The 25,439-nt window shown below is 62.6% G+C and carries 16 protein-coding genes; 14 read left to right on the top strand and 2 right to left on the bottom strand.

The window, feature by feature from the left end; genetic code table 11:
• Positions 1 to 111: 111 nt before the first annotated feature.
• Genes AADW57_RS09860 through AADW57_RS09795 form a run of 14 tightly spaced genes read left to right on the top strand, consistent with a single transcriptional unit; the run spans position 112 to position 20,654 of the window.
• Positions 112 to 597 carry an Hcp family type VI secretion system effector gene (locus AADW57_RS09860; RefSeq protein ID WP_003799821.1) on the top strand — a complete coding sequence of 162 codons (486 nt, stop codon included), beginning with the start codon at positions 112 to 114 and terminating at the stop codon, positions 595 to 597.
• A 12-nt stretch (positions 598 to 609) separates the two neighbouring features.
• Positions 610 to 1,029, top strand: coding sequence for a type VI secretion system baseplate subunit TssE (tssE, locus tag AADW57_RS09855; protein ID WP_341666722.1), 420 nt, complete (start codon positions 610 to 612; stop codon positions 1,027 to 1,029).
• 40 nt (positions 1,030 to 1,069) lie between these two features.
• Complete coding sequence (tssF, locus tag AADW57_RS09850; protein ID WP_341666721.1) at positions 1,070 to 2,788, top strand: type VI secretion system baseplate subunit TssF; 1,719 nt, start codon at positions 1,070 to 1,072, stop codon at positions 2,786 to 2,788.
• Positions 2,752 to 3,780: a type VI secretion system baseplate subunit TssG gene (tssG, locus tag AADW57_RS09845; RefSeq protein ID WP_341666720.1), complete on the top strand. Its 1,029-nt coding sequence runs from the start codon at positions 2,752 to 2,754 to the stop codon at positions 3,778 to 3,780. The genes tssF and tssG overlap by 37 nt, the downstream gene beginning before the upstream one ends.
• On the top strand, positions 3,761 to 6,445 hold the full coding sequence (gene tssH / locus AADW57_RS09840) for a type VI secretion system ATPase TssH (RefSeq protein ID WP_445819138.1): 2,685 nt from the start codon (positions 3,761 to 3,763) through the stop codon (positions 6,443 to 6,445). The genes tssG and tssH overlap by 20 nt, the downstream gene beginning before the upstream one ends.
• A 3-nt stretch (positions 6,446 to 6,448) precedes the next feature.
• Positions 6,449 to 9,331 (top strand): type VI secretion system Vgr family protein, encoded by a 2,883-nt coding sequence (locus tag AADW57_RS09835; RefSeq protein WP_341666718.1) that lies wholly within the window; start codon positions 6,449 to 6,451, stop codon positions 9,329 to 9,331.
• 13 nt (positions 9,332 to 9,344) lie between these two features.
• On the top strand, positions 9,345 to 11,852 hold the full coding sequence (locus AADW57_RS09830; protein ID WP_341666717.1) for a DUF2169 family type VI secretion system accessory protein: 2,508 nt from the start codon (positions 9,345 to 9,347) through the stop codon (positions 11,850 to 11,852).
• The gene (locus tag AADW57_RS09825) at positions 11,849 to 12,805 is read left to right on the top strand and encodes a pentapeptide repeat-containing protein (RefSeq protein WP_341666716.1); all 957 of its coding nucleotides are present in this window, start codon (positions 11,849 to 11,851) and stop codon (positions 12,803 to 12,805) included. The genes AADW57_RS09830 and AADW57_RS09825 overlap by 4 nt, the downstream gene beginning before the upstream one ends.
• Positions 12,806 to 12,819: 14 nt before the next feature.
• Entirely contained in the window at positions 12,820 to 13,491 is a 672-nt protein-coding gene (locus AADW57_RS09820) for a DUF3540 domain-containing protein (RefSeq protein WP_341666715.1), read from the top strand.
• 29 nt (positions 13,492 to 13,520) lie between these two features.
• Positions 13,521 to 13,925 carry a DUF4150 domain-containing protein gene (locus tag AADW57_RS09815; RefSeq protein WP_341666714.1) on the top strand — a complete coding sequence of 135 codons (405 nt, stop codon included), beginning with the start codon at positions 13,521 to 13,523 and terminating at the stop codon, positions 13,923 to 13,925.
• Positions 13,926 to 13,927: 2 nt separating this feature from the next.
• A complete protein-coding gene (tssJ, locus tag AADW57_RS09810; RefSeq protein ID WP_341666713.1) occupies positions 13,928 to 14,569 on the top strand; it encodes a type VI secretion system lipoprotein TssJ in 642 nt (213 codons plus the stop codon).
• A 7-nt stretch (positions 14,570 to 14,576) separates the two neighbouring features.
• The gene (tssK, locus tag AADW57_RS09805; RefSeq protein ID WP_341666712.1) at positions 14,577 to 15,974 is read left to right on the top strand and encodes a type VI secretion system baseplate subunit TssK; all 1,398 of its coding nucleotides are present in this window, start codon (positions 14,577 to 14,579) and stop codon (positions 15,972 to 15,974) included.
• Positions 15,975 to 15,979: 5 nt separating this feature from the next.
• Positions 15,980 to 16,660, top strand: coding sequence for a DotU family type IV/VI secretion system protein (locus tag AADW57_RS09800; protein WP_341666711.1), 681 nt, complete (start codon positions 15,980 to 15,982; stop codon positions 16,658 to 16,660).
• A gap of 1 nt (position 16,661) precedes the next feature.
• The gene (locus tag AADW57_RS09795) at positions 16,662 to 20,654 is read left to right on the top strand and encodes a type VI secretion protein IcmF/TssM N-terminal domain-containing protein (protein ID WP_341666710.1); all 3,993 of its coding nucleotides are present in this window, start codon (positions 16,662 to 16,664) and stop codon (positions 20,652 to 20,654) included.
• Here AADW57_RS09795 and AADW57_RS09790 read toward each other — a convergent pair.
• Positions 20,623 to 24,243: an AAA family ATPase gene (locus tag AADW57_RS09790; protein WP_341666709.1), complete on the bottom strand. Its 3,621-nt coding sequence runs from the start codon at positions 24,241 to 24,243 to the stop codon at positions 20,623 to 20,625. The two genes, AADW57_RS09795 and AADW57_RS09790, sit on opposite strands and share 32 nt — an antisense overlap.
• A 227-nt stretch (positions 24,244 to 24,470) precedes the next feature.
• On the bottom strand, positions 24,471 to 25,406 hold the full coding sequence (locus AADW57_RS09785; protein WP_341666708.1) for a LysR family transcriptional regulator: 936 nt from the start codon (positions 25,404 to 25,406) through the stop codon (positions 24,471 to 24,473).
• Between the last annotated feature and the right edge of the window lie 33 nt (positions 25,407 to 25,439).

Genomic DNA, 25,439 nt, shown 5'->3' with positions numbered 1-25,439 from the left:
TCGCCGCCTTGAGGCACCGGCGCGACGCCAGCCAGGCGTCGTGGTGTATCCGGTATTGGCAACTACTGCTTATGTCATCACACAGTCAGTTAACAACAGGAGTAATTTACCATGCCTATGCCATGCTATCTCACGCTTGAAGGCGAAACCCAGGGCAAGATCGAAGGGTCCTGCGAAGTTCAGGGCCACAGCGGCAAGATTCTGATTCAGGCCGTCGATCATCGTATTGAACTGCCCAAGAGCCCGCAAACGGGCCTGCCTTCGGGCAAGCGCCAGCACCTGGGCATTACCTTGACCAAGGAAATCGACAAATCTTCGCCCAAGATCTTCCAGGCACAGTGCTCGGGCGAACAGCTGAGCAAAGTCGAGCTGGAATTTTACCGGATCAGCCCTAAAGGCACGGAAGAAAAGTACTACACCATCCGTCTGGAAAAGGCCGTGGTGACCAGTTCGCGTACCTGGGTGCCTAACTGCCTGGCTCCCGAGAACCGCCAGTTCGGCCATATGGAAGACATCGCCCTGACCTACGAGAAAATCGTCTGGACATGGGAGCCGGACGGCATCGAGGCCGAAGACTCCTGGCTCACGCCAAAGTAAAGGGGAAAAGGGATGCGCGAGTTGCGTCTGCTTGAGCGTATTGCCGCGCTGGAGACGGGGCAGATCCAGACCCAGGCTACACGTGCCCAGGTGCTGGTGGTCTCGATACGCGAGCATCTGCAGCGCATCCTGAATACCCGGCGCGGCAGCGTGCCGCTGGACCCGGAGTTCGGGGTGCCGGATTTCACTAATCTGGCCGGCTCCTTCAGCACCGGGTCCACGCGCGAGATCATCGACAGCATTACACGCATGATCGAGCGCTACGAGCCACGTCTGAAAGCGCCCAAAGTGCAGGTCAGCGAGCAGGGCAGTGAGGTGCTGTCCTTGAGCTTTTCGCTTGAAGGCGTGGTGCAGGTAGACGACCACGAGCTGCCGATACGGCTGGCCACGTCGATTTCCTCGTCCGGCCGGGTGTCTTTGCAAGCGCAATGACCTACCTGCCGGCGGTCGCGCGTGCTCCAGGGAAATGGGAATGTTGAATCGATACTACGAACAGGAACTGCACAATCTGCGCTCCTTGGCGGCTGAATTCGGTCGTCGCAATCCGGCCTTGGCACCGTTGCTGGGCAGTGCAGCCGCGGTCGATGCCGATGTAGAGCGCTTGCTCGAAGGCGTGGCCTTCATGACCGGGCTGGTGCGCCAGCGGCTGGACGACGATTTTCCCGAGTTTGTGCAAAGCCTGGCGCAATTGATGTTTCCCCAGTTCCTGCGTCCTGTGCCGTGCATGACCATTATGCAGTACAGCCCCCGCAGCGTGACGGGCGAGACCTTGCAGGTGCCGGTCGGCACGACGTTCACCTCGTCGGGCGAGCAGGGCGAACGCGCTGTATTCAATGCGATTTACCCGGTGGCGGTCGAGCCCTTGCGGCTGGAACAGGCGTACTGGGACGCCGGTCAACGCGCCAGTCAGGTACCGGCGCTGGTGCTGGAGCTGGCCCTGACCGGGCTGGATGCGGCCCAGTGGCAAGGGAACGCTTTGCGTCTGTGGCTGGGTGGCAGCGACACGGTGGCCAGCGGCCTGTTTCGGATTCTGATGCGCGATACGCGCGCTATTTTGGTCGGCTCGCCCGAGAGCGGCATGGTGCGTCTGGAGCCGGCCTGCCTGCATCCGTTCGGTTTTGATCCGGCCTATCCTTTATTGCCCTGGCCGGCAGGCGCGCATCCGGCCTGGCGGATTTTGCATGAATATTTTTCTCTGCCCGAAAAGCTGCGTTTTCTGGAGCTGACGGGGCTGGAGCGCTGGCGTGCCCGCCAGGGCACTCGGCTGGTGCTGCGTTTTGAGTTCGACCGTCTGCCGGATTGGGCACCGGAGGTTAGTGTGGACAATTTTGTCTTGCATGCGAGCCCAGCCGTCAATTTGTATCCGCTGGATGGCCAGCCTTTGTATGTGGACCACCGGCAGCCGGAATATCGTATCCGGCCGGTGACCGGGCGTCATGGCGCGCAGATCTACAGTGTGGATCGGGTAGATTTGCGCAGCGCCGATGGGCAGGAACAAGACTATCAGCCGGCCAGCGACTGCGTGCCCGGTGCCCAGTCCTACCATATACGCGTACGCCCGTCGGCATTGGGTTCGGGTTGTGAACATTATTTAAGCCTGCCGGGCGCGGGCCTGGCGCAGGATGGCGAGCAGGTCTTGTCGCTGCGCCTAAGCTGCACCGACGGCAGCGGGCCGGATGATCTGCGCCTGGGCGAGATCTGCGAGGCGACCGACCGTTCGCCGGCCAGGGTGATGTTTTCCAATATCACCGGTGTGACGCCTTATCGCGAACCGTATCTGGCGCAGGACTTGCTCTGGCGCGTGCTCTCGCATATGCAGGCTAATCAGATGGCGCTGTCCAGCGCCGAGAGTCTGCGCAAATTGCTGTTGCTGTACTTACCCGAACAGCGCGGGGAGTCCGGGCAGAGGGCTGCCGGTTTGCGCCAGATCGAATCCATTCAGCAGGTTCAGGTTCAAAGCCAGCGCCGTATGGTGCGCGGCATGCCCGTGCAGGGCAGCGCGGTGCGCATCGAGTGCGCGGGGGACCACTTTTCCGGCCCCGGCAGTCTGTATCTGTTCGGTTCGGTCCTGAACGAATTTCTGTCCGGCTGCGCCACGATGAATACCTTCATCGCCTTGACGCTGCATGACACTGTCCATGGGGAGACGCTGCAATGGCCAGCGCAGATCGGTCAGCAACGCCTGTTGTAGGTGCCCGCCTGCTGCAGGATCTGCAGGCCCAGGCCCCGCAATACAGTTTTTTCCAGGCGGCGCGCTTGCTGCGTCAGCATCTGGGGGACGACGCGGCGCTGCGCGAGCGTCTGCGTATCCGGCCCGCCCTGACGCTGGCCTTCCCCGAGTCGGATCTGGCCGACGTTCAACGCAGTGACGACGGACGCTTTCATATCGAAGCCAATTTCTTTGGCTTGTATGGCGTGACCTCGCCGCTGCCGACGTTTTATACCGAAGACCTGATCCAGGAAGCAATGCAGGGCTATTCGGCCCGGCGCGACTTTGTCGATATTGTGCATGCGGCCTTGTACCCGCTGCTGTATCAGGCCTGGGAAAAGTATCGGATCTGGCTGGCGGTGCACGAGCGCCGCGATGGCCAGCGCCTGCGCCAGTTGTATGCCCTGGTGGGCTTGCGCGAAGCGCCCGAACGCCAGGACGATGCGCAGGCGCTGTTGCCCTTTGCCGGCAATCTGGGCATGAAGTCGCGCTCCGCCCTGGGCTTGCAAAGTTTGCTGGCGGGCATGTTGGGCGGGTTGCCGGTTCGGGTGCATCCGTGTGCGTCGCGCTTTGTGCGCATCGCTCCGGTGTACCGCAGCCGTTTGGGCGGGCAGGCCTGCAGCCTGGGTCAGGACAGTGTGCTGGGCGAGCAGGTGCGCGATTGCGCCGGCAATGCCGATATTGAAATTGGCCCTTTGCAGGCAGATTTGTTTCATGACTTATTGCCCGGCGCGCCGCTGTTTGATCGGCTCAGCCGCACCGTGGCCTGGTATTTGAGCGCCCCGCTGCAGTGTGAGCTGCAATTGTGGCTGGAGCCGCAGCAGCGCCAGGGTGCCTGTCTGGGCCGGGGCTGGCAGCGGCTGGGATGCAACACATGGCTGGGCCAAGGCCGTAGCCGGGTACTGGCCGAGCGGCCGGTGCGTTTCGGCTTGAATCTTTTTACTGCGGAGAACGATGATCATGATGCTCGTTGACTTAAAGCCTTTGTTTGCCCGGCTCAACCCCTTGTGCACAGCGGCCGTCGAGTCGGCTGCTGGCCTGACCCTGGCACGAGGGCATTATGAAATCAGCATCGAGCACTTGCTGCATCGTCTGTTGAGTGAGGGGGGCAGCGATCTGGCCCATATCCTGGCCCAGAGTCAGGTCGACGGTGTGCGACTGGCGGCCCAATTGGAAGACGCGCTGGCTCGCTTCAAGAACGGCAATCCGGGCCGTCCGGTGTTCTCGCCCTTGCTGACGGAATGGTTGCAGGACGGCTGGCTGATGGCGTCGGTCAATCTGGGGGCGCGCCATGTACGCAGCGGCGCCTTGTTGTTGGCCTTGTTGACGCGGCTGGGTTACTACGCCGCCGGCACGCCGTGGGGCGAGAGCCTGCGCGCTTTGTCCAGCGAGCAGTTGCACAAGCAGTTTGCCGCCTGGACGGGGGGATCGGCCGAACAGGCATACGAGCCGGTCGAACAACATAGCGGCGCTGCGGCGGCGGCCTCGGCCGACGATGGCGCCTTGGCGCGGTTCTGCGAGGACTACACGGCCAAGGCGGCGCGTGGGCAGATAGACCCGGTGTTCGGGCGCGACGATGAAATTCGCCAGATGATCGACATTTTGGCGAGGCGGCGCAAGAACAACCCGATCTGCGTCGGTGAACCCGGCGTGGGCAAGACGGCGGTGGTCGAAGGGCTGGCCTTGCGCATCGAGCAGGGCGATGTGCCCGAGTTTTTGCGCGGCACCCGCTTGCTGGGCCTGGATCTGGGCCTGCTGGAAGCCGGCGCCAGCGTCAAGGGGGAGTTCGAGCAGCGCCTACGCGCGGTGATCGATGCCATCAAGGCGTCGCCGCAGCCCATTATTTTGTTTGTCGACGAAGCACATATGTTGATTGGCGCGGGCGGAGCGACTGGCGGTAGCGATGCGGCCAATCTGCTCAAACCCGCGTTGGCGCGGGGCGAATTGCGCACGATTGCCGCGACCACCTGGGCTGAATACAAGAAGTATTTCGAGCGCGATCCGGCTCTGACGCGACGTTTTCAATTGATCAAGCTGGATGAACCCGACAGTGCCACGGCGGTGCAGATACTGCGCGGGCTCAAGAGCCGCTACGAAGCGGTGCATGGCGTCAGCGTGCGTGACGATGCCTTGCAGGCCGCGGCCACCTTGTCGGAACGCTACATTACCGGCCGGCAGTTGCCGGACAAAGCGGTCGACCTGCTGGATACGGCAGCGGCCCGTGTACGCATCAGCCTGGGAGTCAAGCCGGCGGGTGTGGAGCGGATCGAACGCCGTCTGGCCGGCTTAGCGCGCGAGCGCGAGGCCTTGGTGCGCGATCAGACGCATGGCCATGCGATCGACGCCGCTCGTCTGGATCAGATCGACGCGCAGGCACAGCAGGAAAATGTGGGCCTGGAGGCCTTGATCGAACGCTGGCAGGCCGAGCGGGCCGCGGCGCAGCAGGTGCTGGACTTGCGCCAGCGTCTGGCCCGCTTGCAGGCAGATAACGAGGATGCCGGGCCTGAGCAAAGCGATGATGCAGCGGAGTCTGAACAGACGCCCGAGGCCTTGACGCAGGCCTTGGCCCAGGCGCGCGATCATCTGCGCAGTCTGCAGGGCGATGAGCCCTTGTTGTTTACCGAGGTCGGGCCCGATACGGTGGCGCAGGTGGTTTCGGATTGGACCGGCGTGCCGCTGGGCAAGATGCAGCGCGACGGTGCCAGCGCCGTCCTGGGGTTGGCGGGGCAATTGCGTCAGCGCATCCGTGGGCAGGATGAGGCCCTGGAGCAGATTGCCCAAGTGCTCAAGGCGGCCCAGTCCGGCTTGCGCGATCCGCGTCAGCCCTTGGGGGTATTCCTGCTGGCCGGTCCATCGGGCGTGGGCAAGACTGAAACGGCCCTGGCCGTGGCCGACGAGATGTTTGGCGGCGAACAGGCGCTGACCACCATCAATATGAGCGAATTTCAGGAAAAGCACACGGTCAGCCGGCTGGTGGGATCGCCTCCCGGCTATGTGGGCTATGGCGAGGGTGGCGTGCTGACCGAGGCGGTCAGAAAGCGGCCCTACAGCGTGGTGTTGCTGGACGAGGTGGAAAAGGCCCATCTGGATGTGGTCAATCTGTTTTATCAGGTGTTTGACAAAGGTTCGCTGGCCGATGGCGAAGGCCGGCTGATCGATTTTTCCAACACGGTGATTTTCCTGACCAGCAATCTGGCGACCGACATTCTGACGGCCGCCCGGGCCGAGAACCCGCCGCCTCAGGCCGACGAGTTGGCCGAGCGCATCCGGCCTACGCTGTCGCGGCATTTCAAACCGGCGCTGCTGGCGCGCATGACGGTGGTGCCGTACGGCACGCTGTCGGATCAGGCGCTGGCGCAGATTGTGCAGATCAAGCTGGCCCGCACCGTGCAGCGTCTGCAAACCAGCAACGGCCTGAGCCTGGAATTTGCCCCGGCGGTTGCCCAGGCGATTGCGGCGCGCTGCACCGAGGTGGACAGCGGCGCGCGCAATATCGATTTTATTTTGCGCAAGAGTCTGTTGCCGGCGCTGTCTGACCGGGTGTTGGCCTGGATGGCCGATGGCGGCGGTCCGGCTGCGCTGAGCGTGGATGTGGACCCACAGGCAGCGCAGCCCTGGGTGATACGGATGGAGGGTTAATGTATGTTGAATGACTACGATACCGAACAGGCCCTGGCCAGTTTCCGTTGCGGTCTGGCCGATCCCGACCTTTTTCTGGTGACCCGCTGGTCCGGCGAGGAGGCCGTTTCGCGGCCTTATCGTTTCGAGATCGAGCTGGCGTCTGCGCGCGACGATATCAATCTGGAAGAGTTGTTGGGCGCGCGTGCCACCTTGAGCGTGCTGGATGCGCAGGAGCGCTGGCTGCCCTGGCACGGCATCATCACCGAATTGCGGCAGACCCATCGGGACGATGGCTTTGCTCATTACCGCGCTGTGCTCGAACCGCAGATGGCGCTGCTGCGTATGTTCCGGCTTTCGCGGGTCTATGTGCAGGCCGACGCGCAGGCAGGCGGCAAACCCGATCTGGGCACTGTTATCCGCATGGTGTTGGCGCAGTGCGGGCTGAACAAGCAAGGTGAACCGGCTCAGGACTCTGGCGCGCAGTATTGCATGCGTCTGTCCGCAGATCTGTTGGCGGCCACGCGCACGGGGTTTATCTGTCAGTTCGAAGAAAGTAGTCTGGATTTCCTGTCGCGGCGGTTGGAGCACGAGGGCGTCTATTATTGGTTCGAGCACGGCGTAGACCATGAAATTCTGGTCTTTGGCCACGAACGCCCACAGCAGCCACGTCAGGCCGTCCCGCTGTATTGGCGGCCGGCCGGTGCCTTGAGCGGCGAACAGAGTCGGGTCGGGGTGTCGCGTTTCGATCATGCGCTCAGCGTGTCGCCACGCGCGGTAGTGCTGCGGGATTTTTCGGTCAGCCAGCCTTCCCTGAATCTGACCATGAAGGCAGCCATCGATCCGCAGGGACAGCCACCACAAGACAGGTTCGATGGTGTGGGCAGCGTGGAGATCTATGGGGCCCATTACAGCAAGCAGGACGATGGCGAGCGCATGGCGACCTTGCGTGCCGAGGAGATTGCCTGCCAGCGCAGCCGTTTTCAGGGCGTGGCGCTGGCGCCGGGTGTGCGTGCCGGTTATCCGGTGCAATTGCACGAGCATTTTCGTGCCGATTTCAACCAGCGCTACTTTGTGATTGCGCTGCGCCACGAGGGACGCCAGCCCTTGCCGCGCCAAGGCGGCGCGGCGGTTCAGGAGCAGGCTTTTTATCAGGCTTCGTTGACGGTGTTGCCCGAGTCGCGGCAGTTCCGTCCGGCCCGTCTGACCCCCAAGCCCCGCGTGGTTGGATTCTTGAGCGCGATTGTGGTGGCCGAAGGCCAGGGGGAGTATGCCCAGATCAACGAGCATGGCTGTTACCGGATACGTTTCTTGTTCGCGCCCATCGATGCGAATCGTCCCGATGGGGGCAATTCGGCCTGGGTGCGCATGGCCACGCCCTATGCAGGTAGCCAGCATGGCATGAATTTTCCCTTGCTCAAGGGAACGGAAGTGCTGGTGTCGTTTCTGGGCGGCGACCCGGACCGGCCCGTGATTGTCTCGGCCATACCCAACGAAGAAAATCCCAGCATCCGTAATCAAGATAACGCGACCCAGCCGGGATTGCGCACGGCGGGCCAGAATGCCCTGGAGTTCGAGGACCGGCAGGGTGCGCAGCATACGCGCCTGTCCTCGCCCACGCTGGACAGCACCTTTCAACTGGGTGCAGACCCCGCCAGCCCTCACCGTTCGGGCGTGCGTTTGAGCACGAAGGGACACATGGGTTTGTTGGGTCGCTCGTTCATCCAGCAGGTGCCGGGCATATATCACCTGGAAGTGGGTAATAAGGGCAATGTGGATACCGATCCGGAGCCGCGTGAACGTCTGAAACAGGCCCAGGATCAGGCGATGGCCGATTTTCTGGAAGAGCAGGCCTGCTTGCCCACGGCGACCGCGCCGGTGCAGATGAAGGCACTGGCGGCCCGGCGTGCCTTGCTGGCGCAGGAGTTGGCCAAGTTGCAGGCCCGAGCGCAAGGAGCGGCAGGCGGGCAAGCGGGTATGGATGGCTTGCTCAAGCAATTGCAGGCCCTGCTGGCCAAGCTGGACAACGCGCTGGAAAAACTGGCCAAAGGCCAGGCCGTGTCTGACGATCCCGAGAAAGAAGGAGATGGCTCGGATGAGGACAAGAAAGACGGTGACAAAGCAGAGAAGAAAAAGAAAAAAACATCCAGCGAGAAGTTCAAAGAGCTGATGGATGATGTCAATTCGTCGGCCAAAAAAGTGAAGGAAGGCACGGACGGGTGGGTCGAGGCGTCGTATGTCAAGCTGCCCGAGAAAGTGCTGGATATCTCGCTGTTGAATGTCAGTCCCATCAAGATTTCGACCTCGCTGGGGGCGGAAATGAGCGCGTCGGCCTCGCTCAAGAGCAGCATCGTGGTGGGTTACAGCGTGGGCATCAAGTACAGCGGCTCCAAGGAGCTGGACCTGCGTGACTACACCAAAGTGGAGCTGAGTGACCAGAGCCGCATCACCAAGGGCGACGAAAAGAAGATCATCCTGGGTGCCGAAAAACGCGTGGTGCGCAGCCAGCAGAACAAGGTTGTCGACATGACGGGCACGTATGGCAAGCAGTCAATTACGGTGGCCAATGCCTACACGCTGACCAGTCGCACGATCAAGTACATCGTGGGGACCGGAGGGATGGAAACCCAGGTGGCCGGCAAGGCCACGGTGCAAGGTGCGCCGACGTCTCTGCTGTCCTGGGAAGTTTTGATGTCCAAGATCAAGATCAGCAAGGCCCAGGTGGTTATCAAGGCGGGCAATGCCGGTGTGATTCTGGAGTCCATGTCCACGACAGGGCAGTTGAAGGTCAAAGATACGGTGGTGTATATGAAGGCCCCGATGATCGATGTGGCGGGCACGAATGTGCGCATCAATGGTTCGGCCTCGGTCAATATCAAGGCCAACGGCATCGTGAAGCTTAATTAGGAAGGCCGCCCGTATGGATATCGACAAACCCGACGATGTGCTGCTGATGCAGGCCTACCATGCCCAGGCGGGACAGCCGCGTTGGATCGTGACGCTGGGTTATGTTTGGCAAGAGGGTGGGTGCCTGCCCGAGGCCCAGGCCTGGCCGTGGCTGCTGGCGCACTTTCCGGACGAGGCCTTTGATGCCGGCCTGAAAAAGACACGCGGCGGATATGGCGTGGCCGGACAGGCCTGGGCACCGCCTGGTCAACGTACGACGGCGATGGCCGTGCGCGTGCAATTGGGCGCGTTGCAAAAAAGCCTTCATGTGCATGGCGCGCGTCGCTGGGAGCGCACGCTGACCGGCTGGCGGCCCAGTGCCGCCGAGCCGTTTCAGTCCTTGCCCTTGACCTTGCGCCAGGCCTATGGCGGCCCGGGTTACAACGAGAACCCTTACGGTAGCGGTTGCCTGGCGGACCCTGAACAGGCGCAAGGCACCTTACTGCCCCATACCGAGCATCCGGATGCGCCGGTGCTCTCGCCCGCCGACCGTTGGGAACCGGCGATATTGACGCGTTTGCCCGCCGGTGCGGGCTCGCGCATGCGCTGGGTGGGGGCGGTGGACGAACGCTGGGAAAAAGAGCGCTTTCCCTGGCTGCCCGATGACACCGATCCGCGTTTGTTCGATGCCTTTCCCCAGGATCAGGTGCAGGAGGGCTTCTGGCAAGGTAATGAATCCTGGCGCGTGCAGGGTATGCATCCGCAACGACCGGACGTGTCGGGCCGTTTGCCGGGGCTGCGTCCTCGTTTGCTGGTGCGCAGAAAGGAGAGTGAACAGATTGAAGAGGCCATTCTTGATCTGGATACCGTGTGGCTGTTCCCCCAAGATGAGCGTGTTTTGATGCTGTATCGGGCCAGCATTCCGGTGCGGCGTGCCGATGCGGCCGATATCGCCGCCGCGGCGGTTTTTACCGAGTATGCGCACGAGCCGGCCGGCAGCCTGCCCCAGTTGCAGGCTCGCTGGGCAGCGATGCACGCGGCGGCGGGTGTAGAAGGCTCCAGCGCGATGCACGACTCGCCGGACGACGCGGATACGGATCTGCCCGGGGAAATGTCGCATGCCGCTGATCTGCCGCAAGCGGACCCGCACATCATGTCCCAATTGGAGGACAGCCTGGAGCAGGGCAGAGAGCAGGGCAATGCCTGGATTGCCGATATGGAGCAGCGTCTGGCTCCCTATAGTCCGGTTTCTTTGCCGCGCATTGCTCCTTTGGCGGCCGTTGCGTCCATTGCCAAGGCGGACGATGCCGATCCGATGCAAAGCATTGAAACGGCCTTGCAGCAGGGCCAGCAGGAGCTGGTGACGCAGGTCAAGGACGTTGCCAAGCGTCTGGAACTGGATGCCGGGCCCTTGCTGGCCCTGGCACAGCTTCCCCGCATGCCGTCCGCTCCGGTGCCAGTGGATGTGCTGGCCGAAATCCAGGCCGCCAAGGCGGGGTTCCCCGATGTGCCTTCTTCCGCCTTTGATGCTCTGGAGGAGCAAGGGGCCAGCCTGCAGGCTGAGCTGGCCGAAATGGATCAGCGTCTGGATAGCCTGGCGGCTGAGCTGGCTGTTTTGCAGGCTGGTCTGGCCTCCCAGGGAACACCAGACCTGGTCATCGACAGCCTGGAGCAGTTTCACGCCCACCGCCAGGCCGGTCATAGCTTGGCCGGGTGTGCCTTGACCGGGCTGGATCTGCGTGGCGTAGGGCTGGACGGCGCGGATCTGAGCGGCGCGGTGCTGCAGGCCTGCAATCTGGCGGGTGAGCAGATCGACGCATTGAATCTGGTCGGCGCGCGTTTGCAGGATTGCGATCTGCAGGGGGTAGTTCTGACCGCTGCGCGTTTGGCTGCCGGCCAGTGGGAAAACTGCGCGCTGGAAGGTGGGGTATTTGCCCAGGCGCAGGCCGAGCGTCTGGGTCTGTCGGGGTGTCGTCTGGCGGGCAGCGATTGGCGCGCAGCGCAGATGGACGGCGCGGATTTGTCGCAATGCAGCATGGATCAGGCGTCTTTTGCCCAGGCCGTTTTACGAGGAGCCACTTTTTCCGGCGCGCAGGGATTGGCTGTGGATTTTGTCGGGGCGCAGATGGTCGATGTCCGTCTGGATAGCCAGTGCGTATTGCGCCAGGCGGATGTCAGGTCCGCCGATATGCGCGCTGCCAGTTTGCAGGACAGCGACCTGGTCGGCAGCCGTTTCGATCAGTCCGATCTGAGCGATGCCTTTTTGCACGTCTGCGATTTGAGTGGCACGACGGGTTGGCAGGTGCAGGCACCGCGCGCCATCTTCAAGGAGGTGAACTGGACAGGGGCCCGTTGGCCCGGCGCCAATTTTCTGGATGCGGCGTTTGATTACGCCTTGATTGAACAAACGGATTGGCGCGGGGCCAATCTGTATGGGGCGCAGCTGGGCAGCGCGACGGTGCGCAGCGTGGATTTGGACGGGGCGCTGCTGGGCCATCTGGCTGCCTGGGCCCGACATGCACAAGGAGGTACGTCACAATGAGCTTGAGCGCAGAACAATTGCTGGCCCTGGTTGAACAGGGCGCGGTCCGGGATCTGGACTTGTCCGGCGGCCACTATGCGGGACTGAAGTTCGATGGCCTGCGGGCCGAGGGCTTGAATCTGCGGGATGCTGATTTGAGCGGGTGCGATTTATCGGACGCAGTGCTTGTCGATTGTCAGTTTCAGGGGGCGCGCTTGAGTAATGCGGTTCTGAGCCGGGCGCACTTTGAGCGCTGCGATTTCAGTGGCGCGGATCTGTCCGGTGCGCATCTGGACGATGGCTGGTGGCTGCAGTGCTGTTTGAGTCAGGTGCAGGCGCGCCAGGCGCAGATGCAGGGCTTGACCTGGCAGCACTGCGATTTAAGGGGGCTGCGCCTGCCCGAGCAGATCGGACCGGCACTGTGGATGGATTGCGAGGCGGCCGGCTTGCAGGCCGTGGCGGCGCAGTGGTTTCAGGTGCAGGTGCGTCGCACCTGCCTGGCGGACGCTCATCTGGCCCAAGGTCGTTTCGAGCAGTGTGCTTTTGAACATTGCGGTCTGGAGCGGGCCGACTTGTCGCAGATTGCGGCACCATTTCTGTCGCTGGCTTTCAGCAGGCTGGATGGGGCGTGTCTGGACGGGGCCGAGCTGTCTGGGGCGATCTTTAATTACGCGCGCTTGCCGCAGGCCAGCGCGCGCGGGGCCAGTCTGGCACAAGCCAGTCTGGGCCATGCGCATGCGCAGGGCCTGTGTCTGTCGGGAGCCAATCTGGCGTATGCCGATGTCAGCTATGCGCGTTTGCAAGGCGCAGATCTGAGCGGTGCGCAGGCCAAGGGTATGCGGGTACACGGGGCCGATTTGCATCAGGTGTGCTGGGACGGCTGCGATAAGCAGGACTTGCGGGGCGATGATGCCCCGCGCCTGCAGGCCGAGCGCTGGCGTGCCGATGCGCGCTGGACCTTGTCGGCTATCTAAAAAAGGAGTTGCAGATGTCTTGTCTTAGTCCAGGTTCCGAACAGGTGCGCACCAGTCAGGACCCGTCGCAAGCGGGGCAGTGGCGCACGGTGCAGGCCAAAGTCTATGTCCAGGCCGGGCAACGCTGGGGCGTGGTCGGCGCGATGGGCAGCCGTTTTGCGCCGTTGGCGGCCTCGTGCCTGCTGCAGCCCCAGGTGGGCGATGTGGTGCTGTTGACGCTTGATGAGCAGCAGGCGTACATCCTGGCCGTCTTGGAGCGTTCCGGTCAGACAGCACAGTTGCATCTGCCTGCGGATACCGTGGTGCGCAGTGCTGGCAGCGTCCGTGTTCAGGCCGGTGGGGCCTTGCATCTGCAGGCGGCGCAGGCCGTGGTGCTGCAAGGGGCGGATCTGGCCGTTCAGGCCGAGCAGTATCTTTTACAGGCCCGGCACGTGCATCTGGCCGGGCAGTCCATGCATAGCTACTTTGCGCAGCGGCAGGAGTACAGCGGCCAGCGTCAGCAGCACGATGGCCAGTGTCAGTTGCAGGCCGGCCAGCGCGTCACCCGCGTGGCCGGGCACGACGACTATGCGGCTGCCTCGCAGCGGTTGGTCATTGAGCGCGACTGGCGTGTGCGGGCCCGCAGCGTCGAGCTGCGGGGTGCCCAACGTGTGGTCGTGGACGGCCAGCAAGTGCATCTGGGCTAGCCCCGGCATTGCCAAGGAGATTTGTATTTATGTTCATGCTCAATAATGGCGGCGCGCAGGCCAATGCCATTCCCGATGTGTGCAAAGTGCCGACCCCGGCCGGTCCCGTACCGACGCCTTTCCCTAATCTGGCGACCACGCAGATGGCCCAGCCTTCGGGACTGGTGCGCAATGTGCTGGTGGTCAATATGCCCGCTTTGAATCAGGCCAGCAAGATCATGATGAGCAGCGGTGATGAGGCCGGCACCGTCGGGGGCATGGTCAGCAATCGCATCAAAGGCGAAGTGCAATTCATGAATGGCAGCATGACCGTCATGGTGGGCGGCAAGCCGGCGGTGCGCTTGGGGTGCATGACGGGCCACAACGGCATGCCGGTCAATTCGGTGGGCACGGTCATCAGCCCCAGTCAAAGCACGGTGATGGTGGGGAGCTGAGAATGAGGCACAGTAATTTTGTCCGGGCTGGCCGCAGCGCTGCGCTGGTGCTGCTGGCCGCGCTGGTGTTGACCGGCTGCGGCATGTTCAAGACCAAATCCAAGGACGACGCCTTGAAGGATCTGGAATGGCAGTACGAGCGCGATGCGTTGGTGCTGGAGATCAATGCCGATCCGCAGTTAAACACCTGGGGCGGGCAGGCGCACACCATCTTGATGGTGGTGGCGCAGATGGCCGAGCCCTCGGTGTTTGAGCCCTATTCCAGCAGGCCGGATCAGCTATCAAGCCTGTTGATGGCCGATAGCGCGCCGACCGGTTTGTTGAGTATGGATCGCATTTTTGTGGAACCGGGCGTCAAGCGGCGCATTCGGCTGGCGCGCATGGACAAGGCCCGCTATGTGGCCGTGGCGCTGGGCTATCAGCACTTGGACCCGGCCCGCAGCACCCGCCTTTATCAGTTCGGCGCCAAGCTGGAAAGCCACGGTCTGATGTTCCGTGAATACGAGGCCCGGCCCGAGCCGCTGCGTATCCGCCTGCGCCTTGGGCCGCAGGCCATCGTCGAGAGTCAGACCGATACTGTGACGCCGCCCGCGGCCACTTTGCCGACAGCCGGTGCCTGGCCTGCCGGTCAACAAAATAAATAGAGATTCCATGAGCGCTCATCCTTTGCAACCGATCTTCTGGCATCAGGGCTTGTTTTTGCAGCCCCAGCATTTTCAGCATAACGACAATCTGTTTTATCAACGCCTGGCTTTGTTCATGGCCCAGACTCAGCCCTACCCGTGGGGCGTGTTGCAGCTGGAACTGGACGAGGCGGCCTTGCAGACGCTGGATTTCAGAGTGCTGGCGTTGACGGCGCGGCTGCGCGACGGCAGTTTCATCCAGTACCCCGGCAATGCCGTGATCGAGTCGCGCGGTTTCGAGCTGGCGGATCTGGCCACCGGCCGTACCGTTTACCTGGGGCTGCGGCGCATGATGCCGGGCCAGGCCAATGTCAGCGTGGTCGATGATCCCGGTCAGGCTCAGGCCGTGTCCACCCGCATGGTGGCTGCGGCCGATCCGATCAGCGTGGCCGACGAGTACGCTCAGGGCCCAGAGGGCCAGCTGGATCTGATGAATTACGTTTTGCGGGTGTTCTGGGACGAGGAACTGCCCCAATTAGGCCATTACGAACTGCTGGCCGTGGCGCGGCTGGAGCAGGATGGCGATCAGGCGCGCTTGCAGCGCCAGTACATTCCACCCAGTCTGAACCTGTCGGCCAGCCCCTGGCTGATCGAGACGGTACGCCGCATTCGCGACGAACTGACCGGGCGGGCGCGCCAGTTGGAAGTCTTTAAACCCGGCGGGCTGGGCCGGACCGAGGACCTGGACGGCAACCATTTAAGTTTGCTGGTGGCCCTGCAGGTGCTCAATCGCTATGGCCCCATGCTCAACCATGTGCTGGAGACACCGCAGACGCATCCCTGGCAAGTCTATGGCTTGCTGCGTCAGTTGGTGGGCGAATTGTCGACCTTTTCCGAACGCTACGACATGATGGGCGAGACCCGGGACGGCAAGGTGCTGGCCCCGCCGTATCAGCACGAAGATTTGGCCGCGGGCTTTCATGCCATGAGCACTCTGATCAGCGCGCTGCTTAACGAAATCGTCGCGGCCCCCGAGCTGCTGATCCGCCTGCAGCCTGCGGGCGCAAGCGCAGGGCTGTACGAGGCTGAACTGCCGGACGCATTTTTTGCCGCCCGTCAGCGCTATCACCTGGTGGCCTATGCCGGTGTCGAGCAGCAAGAGCGCTTGCAAGCCCTTGCGGGCGACTTCAAGCTGTGCGCCCCCGATCAGGTCGAGTTGCTGGTGACCCATTCGCTGGGCGGTGTCGAGCTGCTCAAGCTGGCCGAGCCGCCGCGCGGCATTCCCCGCCGACCCGGGGCTTTGTACTGTTACATCGACCCCATGTCGCCGGGGTGGGCGGCGCTGGAGCAGGCGCGTGCGGTGTCCCTGGTCGCGCTGGGCGCGCCCGAGAATCTGCAGATTGAATTGATTGTCAGCAAATGGTGAGCGCGATGCCCGTGATACAGGACAGCAGTCTGGCTTCTTTCTTTTTGAGCGTCATGCGCCAGGCGCGCGCCGGTTTTTCCCAGGGAACGGACGCTGCCCAGAGCGGCGCGGCCCTGATCGAGGCGCTGGACCAGGCCTGCGCGCGCGCCCGTGACCATGGCCACGATCAGTCCTCGGTCGGTTCGGCCTTGTTTGCCGTCGTGGCCTGGATCGACGAGACGGCCATGACCAGTCCCTGGCCCGGAGCCGGGCATTGGCGTTTGACGCCCTTGCAGCGCCATTACTTTGGCACCACCCGCGCCGGTAGCGAATTTTACCAGCGGCTACAGGCCCTGCCCGAGGAGGCCACGCAGGTGCGCGAAGTCTATGGCCTGGTGTTGGTGGCCGGATTTCAGGGGGAGTATGCAGCTCGCGCGCCCGGCGAGTTCGAGTCCTGGCGGGTGCAGTTGTTGGAACAGATACGCCAGGAGCAGGGCATGCCGGGTTTTGCCGCAGGGCAGTCGTTGTTTCCCCAGGCGCAGGCAGGCGGTGCCGCGCCGCCACGGCCTGCTGGCCGGCTGACCGGCAGGCCCAGTGGATACACGGTGACACTGCTTCTGGCCCCCTTGCTGATCTTGCTGGTGCTGTATCTGTATCTGGATCAGTCCCTGGCCGAGCTGGCCAGCGCCTTGTTGACGGACCATTGATATGTTGAAACGAAGTTTGCGTGTGCTGGCCACCTTGGTGCTGCTGGTCGTGCTGGCGGGGCTGGCCTGGCTGTATGTGATGCACAATGGCTGGCCTTTATGGGCGGTGCTGCCTTTGGTGCTGGCGGCGCTGGCGCTGATCTGGCTGGCCCTGTGGCTGCGCAGGCGCTGGTTGGCCTGGCGCTTGCGCCGTCGCCTGGCGCGGGATATGCCGCGCGTGTTGGGCAGCAATCATGTCGCGTTCGATGCCCAGTGGGGCGCAGGCCTGCAGGTGCTACGCCAGGCGCGGCTGGGGGGAAGGCGTTCGTCTTTGTATGCCTTGCCCTGGATGCTGAGCATGGATGTCGGTCCTTGTCAGACCCAGGACGATTATGCCCGTCTTGCCGTGCAGTCGCTGCCGGCTGCCGGGCCGGGCCTGGATCAGGGGGTGGGCTGGTTTTTCATGAAGGCCAGCGTCATGATTTGGGCCGGTCCGGTGAACGGTGCCGACGAACCGACCGCCCAGGAGGCGGCCTGGTCGCGTCTCTTGCATCAGCTTTTGCGCACGCGTCGACGCGAGCCGCTTAACGGCCTGGTCTTTAATATTGATCTGCCCTGGCTTTTACAGGCCGATCACGATCAGTTGCAGGCGGCCGGCAAGCAAATGCGAGCCCGCCACGATGCCTTGGCGCGTGTTTTTCAGGCGCGCATCCCTGTCTGGCTGATGCTGCAGGGCGGCGAGAATGTCCCCGGTTTATCGGCCTGGCTGCAACAATTGCCGCCCGAGGTCTACGATCAGGCCCTGGGCTATATGGTGGGCGGACAAGGTGCCGAGCAGGGTTCGCTGCAGTTTTTGGCGCAGGCCTTCGAGTCTGTTGGACGACGACTGGCACAACTGCGTATTGTGTTGGGCCAGCATGGCGTGCAGCCGCCACAGGTATTTGAGCTGCCCGAGCGCATTGCCGCCCAGCAGGCGGTGTTGCAAAATCTGCTGGCTCCAGCTTTCGAGGCCACGCCGTATTCAGCTACGCCTTTGCTGCGCGGTCTGTACTGGCAGGTGCGTACTTTGCACCAGGCCCGCGAAGGCATAGCCTTTGCCCGCGATGTGCTTGATCGCATTCTGCCGTCTTGCCGTTATGGCTGGCAGGTGTTCGATCGCTGGTCGCCGTGGCGTCGGGTTTTGCGTCATTCCCTGGTTCTGGCCTGGCTGTTGCTGTGTGGCCTGCTGGCCAGCGGTCTGTTTTATTCCAGCGAACGGGCGCGTTCGAGTTTGCAGGCCTTTGCCGTTCACCATTTGCCCCAGCTTGAGGCGCGCATGCAAAAGGGCGCGCTGGACGAAGATGTGCAGTCGCTGAATATCTGGCGTAACGCCGTAGGCAGGCTGGACGGTGCCAACCATGGCCTGCAAGCCGTGCTGCCGTTTCAGACCCATGTGCGCCAAGTGCAGCAATTTTATAAGCAGCGCTTTGTTGATGCCTTCCGGCGTGAAATCCTGCACGGTTTTCTGGACCCCTTGATTGTTCAGGATCTGCCGCGCGTCAGCCGCAGCGGCAGCGAAACTGAAGTGGCCGCCTGGAGCCAGTATCTGGTGCGCCGCATCAATCTGGTGGCCGGGCAGTTGCAGGGCAGCCGGTTGGAGGGCCGACCCTTACCGGGCATGGAACTGGCGACCCTGTATGGCGATTCGGCGTCCCGACAGGTCGGTCTGCAGACCGGCGTTCTGCTGGGGCAACAGTATGTGGATTACCTGCGCTGGTCCCCCGAACGGGTGCAACTGCAAAGCGAACTGGATGCCTTGCAGGCGGCGCTGCGCCAGTTGGGACTGCGTTCCCGTTCGCCGTCTTGGCTGCTGGCCTGGGCGGATTTTCAGAACAGCATACGTCCCATCACGCTGGCCGACTTCTGGAGCGTGCAGCCCGATGCGCGCGCGCCGGTGATTGCTGCTGGTTTGACGCAGACCGGCACGGAAGCGATCTCGGACTTTGTCGAAGAACTGGCCGAAGCCTCGGGCGAGCGCAGTTTCTGGATGGGGCAAAGCGATGTGCTGGAACAGGGTTTCCGCCAGTTGTCCTACGACGCCTGGTATCGCTTCATCGTGCGTTTTAACGATGCCCGTTTTTATTTGCAGACCGAATCGGACTGGGACGGGGCGCTGAGCAGTCTGTATTCGCTTGCCGATCCCTATGCCCGTCTGTTCGAGGCGGTCGATGGCTTGTTCCGACAAGTGCCTGCCGGCGAACGGCCGGCCTGGGTGGCATCCATGCTGACCTTGCAGCAACTGCGTCTGGCGGCCCGGCAGGCTCCCGCTCAAGGGGGCGTGGCGGGTTGGCTGGATCAGGCCCAGCGCGTCAATGCTTTGGGGCATGTGGGGTTGCGTGCTGTACAGCAAGGGGAGTCGCTGGCGCAAAGTGTGCAGGGCGTCAGCGCAGGGCTGGCGGGGATTGAGCCTTTGCATGCCTATCAGACCCAGCTGGCCGATGCGATCAAGCGTTTGCTGCAGGGGCCGGGCAGCGCCCAGGAACTGGCGCGCCAGACCTGGGGCTTCGGGCAGGACCCGCAAGTGCAGGAGTCGTTGCTACACGAGGCACAAAGTAGCCTGGATGCACTGCGGGCCCAATTGCAGCGTGATACCGCCCGCGAGGATGCTGTCTGGTCTTTGATGCGTGGTCCGCTGGCGCTGGTTCTGGATTACACAGCCCGGCGTACCGCCTGCCGCTTGCAGGATCAGTGGGCCGGTTCGGTGCTGAGCGTGGTGCAGGATGTGCGCAGTCCTGTTCTGGCCTACGAGCTGCTGTACGGTGATCGCGGCACCGTGCCACAGTTCCTGCAAGGCGATCTGCGCTACTTTGTGACCCGCGATGCGCAAAGTTACGGCCCGCGCAGCGCGCTGGGGCAAAGCATGCCGTTCAGTGGGCAGTTCTATGCCTATGCGAACGCCGTTCAGGCGCGGCAGGTGGCCCATGCCGAAACGCGCCTGCATGATGAGCAGGCGGCGCGGGTGCGCACTAGCCAGATCGAGACCTTGCAGCAGGAGCTGGGCGAACTGGACAAGCAGGCCAAAGCGGTGCAGGCACTGGCAGCGGCCGTGGTGATCGATGCCGAGCCGCCTTTGCTCAATCCCGATGCGCGTCAATTGCCTCAGCGCACCAGCCTGAGCCTGCAATGCGCCAGCGGCGTGACGCGGCTGGATAATTTCAACTTTCCGTCCAGGGCCACGTTCCCGTGGGCGCAAGGTCAGTGCGGCGATGCCGTGTTGCAGATTCAGTTCCCGAACTTCGTGCTGGAGCGTGTCTATCCGGGAGCCGAAGGGTTTATCGACTTTTTGCACGAGTTCAGCAGTGGCGAGCATCGTTTCCAGGCCAGCGACTTTCCGCAGCAAGAAGAGCGTCTGATCGATGCCGGCGTGCAGTGGCTGGTCCTGAACTGGCGTCTGCAAGGGCAACGCAGTCTGGTCGACAATGTGGACCGCCTGCATGGCATACAGGCCCGGCAGGCCCAGATCAACGAGCAATTGCTGACCTTGCGCGAGGCGCAGTCCGGCGTCAGCAGCCAGGCGGCGCAACCGACCTGGGCGCAGGATCTGGTGCCCGAGCGCATTGTGACCCAGTGCTGGCGTTCGCCTGCAACGGCGTTTCAGGAGGAGGGGCCATTGCCGCCCGATCCGGCCCCGGTGGCGGCACCACCGCAAAAGCACGCTGCTCAGCCCCTTGCAAAACGGCCAGCCAAACCTGCGCCCAGGCACGCGCCTGCTCCCTCAACGCCGTCGGCTCAGGAGCTTGCTCAGCAGGGTTGGCGTGTTCAGGTGGGGGTGTTTGCCGATCCGGGCCCCGCAATGGAGCAATTGCGCGCCTTAGGCATCGAGGCCCAGCAACGTCCTTTGCCCCGTCCTGGCCGCAAAGATCTGTACCAGGTGCGCAGTCCGGTCTACGACAGTCGTGAACAGGCCCAGACGGTGGCCGGGCAGATAGCCCAGGCCTTGCGGGTCAAACCGGAATTAGTGCCTGGCGATCGTTAAGCCAGTGTTCATAGGCCAGCAGTCCATGCTGGTCCATGCTTTCCCGGGCCTGATGCCAGTGCTGGCGGGCCAGGTCCGGGCGCTGGCGCTGTAGCCACAGATCGCCGCGCAGACACTGTATTTCGGGGAGCATCAGCACCGAACGGTGTTGATCGCCAATCTGCTCGGCTTCGGCCAGCAAGGCCAGGGCAGCGTCGTGGCGCTCCAGGCAGATCAGGGCGCGCGCCAGCATGCACAACTGTCCTTCCAGGGCGACCGGCATATCCATGCGGATGCGCTCAATGGCGGCCTGCATGGGGTCGATCAGGTCGGCGTTGCGGGTCTGCAGCACGGAGGGCAGCAATTGGTGCATCTGGGCCAGCGCAAGCCAGATGTTGTCGGGCTTGTCCAGAGACTGCCCGCCGGTCAGGGCCAGGCTTTCTTGTGCCATTTCGTGCAGATTGCCGGCCAGATAGTAAATGCGCATCAGGTGCAGCTTGGAGGCAATCGCACTCGCCAACGGGTGGTGGTGGTAGCTGGCCAAGGTAATGGCATGGCGGGCATTTTGCAAGCCGGTGGCAAAACGGCCTTGCACGGCCTGGCACAAGCCCAGCGAGGCATAGGCCAGCGCCTGCGATGGTTTCTGGGATGGTGCCGCCTGGATATCCTGGGGTTCGGCCGACATGCCGATCAGGGGCAGGGCCCGCACCAGCAGCGCCTCTGCCTGTGCCGGTTCGCCGCGCCACAGGCGGTGCTGAGCCAGGGCATACCAGGACCAGCCTTGCCAAGGCTCGTTCAAGTGAGCCTGCGACAGGCGCAGCACTTTTTCGGCAATTGGCAGCGAGGCGTCCAGTTGTCCGCGGTTGTGCCGGGTCAACCATTCGCCCCATAGACTGGCCAGCAAGGTAATGGGCTGGTCCGGGAGGCTCAGTTCGCTGACCTGTTCAAAGGCTTGCACAGAACTGGGAGAGGCCGGACCGGTGGCGGCAGTGCTCAGTGATGCTTTGGTTAGATGCAGCGCAAAGCTGGTTTGCGAACGCAAAGCGGGATCGGCGATGAAGCGTCGGCTGCGCAGCGCCTGGGACAGGTAGAGTTCGGCTTCCTGTAACTGACCTTGTTCGAGCGCGTGTTCAACGGCGCGTTGCCACCATTGGACCGTGTCCTGGTAGCGGACTTGCCCCAGCAGGGTGGCAATGGCCGATGGGGCCTGATTTTGTTTGACCATGTGTTCGGCCAGCCGCCTGCCCAGCCGTTCGCGCTCGGGGCGGACGATCAACTGGCGCAGGCAGTTGCCCAGCACCTCGGGACAGCGCAGGCGCGATTGCTCGGTGGGCAGCAGCCATTCGTGCTGTTCCAGTATCTGCAAGGCGGCATGGGTAGTCGACTGCGGTTGCTCCAGCAGCCGGCTGGCGATGCGCTCGTCAATCTCGGGCAGCAGCGCGGCCAGGTAGGCCAGTTCGCGCTGTTGCGGCGTCAGGCGGCGCAAATGAGCGGCGCATTGATCCAACAAGCGCGGCACCAAGGCAAGATCCTGTCCAAGTTGATATAAGTGCAGCAATTCGCGTGCCAGCATGGGGCTGCCTTCGCTGTGCTCTATGATTTGTGCGCGAATATCACGGGGTAGCTTGATCGAGCGGCTACGTTGATTGATCAGTTCATTCATATCCTGGTGGGCCAGTGCGCCGATGCGCACAGGCAGCACCGGCCAGGATTCGGGCAAGGTCTGGCGCGAGGTGGCCACGATGCGCAGCCGCTCGCCGCTGTCTGCCAGCAGGCGTTGCAACAGTTGCAGGCTGGCGGCATCGCACCAGTGCAGGTCTTCCCAGGTCAGGAGCAAGGTCTGGTGCCGGCATAGCGAATGAAGCAGGGCCAGCAGGGCATTTTGCGTGTCTTCGCGCAGAACGCTTTGCCCAAGGGCAAGCGGTTCGCTCAAGGCTTGTTGCAAGATATCGGCTTGCGCCGTGCTCAGGCCGTACTGGGCCATCAGCCGTTGATGCAGCACGGTGTCCTGCTTGTCGCTGCGGGTGCCGGGCGCATTGGGTGTCCCGCGTCGTAGCTCTTTTTGCAGCCAGCGCAGTACAGGCGCGTAGGGATTGCGCACATCGTTTTCCTGGGTTTGCAGCGCCACGATGGCACCTTCTACATTGCGCACATAATCTTGCAGCGAACGCAGCAGTTTGGTCTTGCCCAAGCCTGTATGGCCGTGCAGCAGCAGCATGCGCGGCGCAGCGCTAAGGCGGCCGCTCCAGTATTGCAGCAGGATATCGAATTCGCGCAGCCGCCCGTGAATACGGCCTGTGTCGGAGGCGATTTCGCTCAGACGTAACTGATACGCGGATGGCTCCTTGCCCGACGGCAGAGATTCCAGAGACCAGGATGACAGACGCGCTGCCGCCTGATTGCTGAGCAAGACCGCGCCGTTGCCTGCCTGCCAGGCCAGGGCGATGGCTGATTGGCACAGCAGATGGTGGGCATTGATGGGCGTGGCCGGGTCGATGGGCAGTACATCGGCATGGATGGCCAGCCCTAGACTGACTTGGGCGGGCCGGCTTAGACCGGCCAGCGTGCGCGCCAGTACCAGGGCGGGTGCCACAGGGCGTTCATTGACGGCAGGGTAGCCGAAATGCGCCAGCAGCGTGGCGTTGTGCTCCTGTTCTATCCAGGCACCATGTTCGCGCGCGCAGCGCACGACGCGTTCGTGTGTTTCGCGCAGCAACAAGGTGCTGGTTTCGCAATCGGTCTCGATTGGCTCGTCGCCGTTGGCCGGGTCGGCTTGCCAGCCTATGGCAATCGCCACCGTTGCCATTGCCCGGAAGTGGTAACCGTCGGAATCGGGCAGGCCGGCTAAGGCTGGCGGAGTGTTTTCACCCAAGCCCAGCAAGGCGCGCGTCTGGGCATCGGGCTTTACGCCCAGACGTTGTTGCATCACGTCGCAGCATTGTTGGTAAGCCAGCATGGCTGCATCGCGGTCATTGTCCTGCACCAGAAGTCGGATCAGTAAGCGGTGGCAGGACTCGTCCTCGGGCCACAGATTGACCCATGTCTTGGCATAGGCCAGCGCCGCCTGGTGCTGTTCGTCGGCCATCAAGGCCTTGATCAGATGGTGGCGGCATTGCGCCAGCTCGATATCCAGGCGTGCGTTCCAGTTGTTGTGCCAGCTCATCAGGCTGTCACTGCCGGGCAGTTTGAAGCCATCCAGAAAAGGACCTTGATACAGTGTCAGTTTGTTGCGCGCATCGTCCAGCTCGGTCGCCGTGGAGCCGCCTATATACAGAATGTCGCTCCAGACTGTGTCAGGTTCCAGGGTCAGGCCTGCCGTCGTGCTGTGCAAAATGTCGGACAAGGGGGCCAGTGCCTGACGCAGTACATGCAGCGCATGGCGCACCCGGGCGCGGCCCTGTTCAGGGTCGCTTTCGGGCCAGAGCATATCGGCCAGCTTGACCCGCGCTACGGCTTGTCCCTGCGCCAGAACCAGAAGAGTCAGCAGCAACTTGACCTTGTCATAACTCAACAGGTGGCTGCGGTCCTGGCCGTCGATTAATAAACGAAAGGTACCCAAACAATAGAGTTCAATCCGGTTGGGACCTTGCTTGTCGAGCCCTGTCTGCATTCCCATCTTGCTTCCCGTCCCTGCTCACTGCGTCATGTGTGAGTAAATGTTAGCGTTATGCAACAAGAAGGCTTGATTCTGATCCTCAGGCGTTTATTTTTGGTTTAACGGCTAAGAGCCGTACAGTTGATCCTGTCATGGCGATATCTTTGACCGCTGTGCTGATAGATGCGGAGCAACAGGCTGGTACGCAGCCTGGCCTAACAAATAGTTAGGCCCCTAGCTTGTCACGCTATTGTGTCAAGATCAAGGTCGGCTATCTGGCGCATCGGTTTGTTGATGCCCAGTTTTTCGGACAGAAAATCGATCAAGGTGCGGATCGCACGCGATTGAAAGCGGTGGGGGGCGTACAGCAAGTACATATGGCTGTGATCCAGCGTCAAGGCATAGTCCCGCAAGCTGGTCTGGACCTGGCCGGTGGCCACCAGATCGTCCACGACATAGTCGGGCACCACGCCCACGCCCAGGCCTGCCAGGATGCACTGGCGCAGATAGGGAAAGCTGCGCGAGAGCAGCGTGGGGTGTAAACGCACTTGACTACTGTGTCCATTGCGTTCGGCGGTCAGGTTCGCGCGGCCACTGATCCCCCCGGTGGTAATGACGGGTGCCTGGCAGAGTGCCTGCAAATTAGACGGCATGGGATGGTCGCGCGCCCAATCACTGGAGGCGCAGACGATATAGCGCAGCGGCCCAAGATCGCGCCCGACCAGTAGGGGCGATGGTTTGGACAGCACGCTAATGGCCACATCCACGCCGTCCCGCACCAGGTTTTCCACCACGTTTTCCAGGCGCACGTCCAGTATTACCCCCGGATAGCGGCGTTTAAACTCAATCAGCCAGTCGCTCATGACCAGTTGGCCGTAGCCGGTCGGAATGCTCAAGCCGACCCGGCCGGTCAGCTCGGTCAGGTCTTGCTTGGCGGCTTCTTTAAGCAGGCTGGCTTCTTTGACGATGGTGCAGGCGTGCCGGTAGACACGCTCGCCGGCGCTGGTCAGCTCGTTGCCTTGCGGCGTGCGGCGCAGCAGCTCGGCACCCAGTGATTTTTCCAGGCTGGCTAGGTGATAGCTGACATTGGCGCGCGACATGTTCAGTGCGCGGGCTGCCTGGCTGAGATTGCCGCTGTCGATAATCTCGACAAAGATGCTTAACGATAAGAAGTCCATGCCTAATGGTCAAATTAATTTGACATGGCGTCA

The sequence above is a fragment of the Alcaligenes sp. SDU_A2 genome (genome assembly GCF_038237375.1).
In the GTDB taxonomy this organism is placed as follows: domain Bacteria; phylum Pseudomonadota; class Gammaproteobacteria; order Burkholderiales; family Burkholderiaceae_B; genus Alcaligenes.
Note: the sequence above shows the minus strand (reverse complement) of the source record. Positions and strands in the feature narration are given on the sequence as shown.

Excerpts from the sequence above, each read along its gene's own strand:
- AADW57_RS09790 (WP_341666709.1), bottom strand. The coding sequence starts at position 24,243 with ATGCAGACAGGGCTCGACAAGCAAGGTCCCAACCGGATTGAACTCTAT.
- tssF (WP_341666721.1), top strand. The coding sequence starts at position 1,070 with ATGTTGAATCGATACTACGAACAGGAACTGCACAATCTGCGCTCCTTG.
- AADW57_RS09815 (WP_341666714.1), top strand. The coding sequence starts at position 13,521 with ATGTTCATGCTCAATAATGGCGGCGCGCAGGCCAATGCCATTCCCGAT.
- AADW57_RS09820 (WP_341666715.1), top strand. The coding sequence starts at position 12,820 with ATGTCTTGTCTTAGTCCAGGTTCCGAACAGGTGCGCACCAGTCAGGAC.
- tssH (WP_445819138.1), top strand. The coding sequence starts at position 3,761 with ATGATCATGATGCTCGTTGACTTAAAGCCTTTGTTTGCCCGGCTCAAC.
- tssG (WP_341666720.1), top strand. The coding sequence starts at position 2,752 with ATGGCCAGCGCAGATCGGTCAGCAACGCCTGTTGTAGGTGCCCGCCTG.
- tssJ (WP_341666713.1), top strand. The coding sequence starts at position 13,928 with ATGAGGCACAGTAATTTTGTCCGGGCTGGCCGCAGCGCTGCGCTGGTG.
- tssK (WP_341666712.1), top strand. The coding sequence starts at position 14,577 with ATGAGCGCTCATCCTTTGCAACCGATCTTCTGGCATCAGGGCTTGTTT.
- AADW57_RS09835 (WP_341666718.1), top strand. The coding sequence starts at position 6,449 with ATGTTGAATGACTACGATACCGAACAGGCCCTGGCCAGTTTCCGTTGC.
- AADW57_RS09860 (WP_003799821.1), top strand. The coding sequence starts at position 112 with ATGCCTATGCCATGCTATCTCACGCTTGAAGGCGAAACCCAGGGCAAG.
- tssE (WP_341666722.1), top strand. The coding sequence starts at position 610 with ATGCGCGAGTTGCGTCTGCTTGAGCGTATTGCCGCGCTGGAGACGGGG.
- AADW57_RS09830 (WP_341666717.1), top strand. The coding sequence starts at position 9,345 with ATGGATATCGACAAACCCGACGATGTGCTGCTGATGCAGGCCTACCAT.
- AADW57_RS09800 (WP_341666711.1), top strand. The coding sequence starts at position 15,980 with ATGCCCGTGATACAGGACAGCAGTCTGGCTTCTTTCTTTTTGAGCGTC.
- AADW57_RS09785 (WP_341666708.1), bottom strand. The coding sequence starts at position 25,406 with ATGGACTTCTTATCGTTAAGCATCTTTGTCGAGATTATCGACAGCGGC.
- AADW57_RS09795 (WP_341666710.1), top strand. The coding sequence starts at position 16,662 with ATGTTGAAACGAAGTTTGCGTGTGCTGGCCACCTTGGTGCTGCTGGTC.
- AADW57_RS09825 (WP_341666716.1), top strand. The coding sequence starts at position 11,849 with ATGAGCTTGAGCGCAGAACAATTGCTGGCCCTGGTTGAACAGGGCGCG.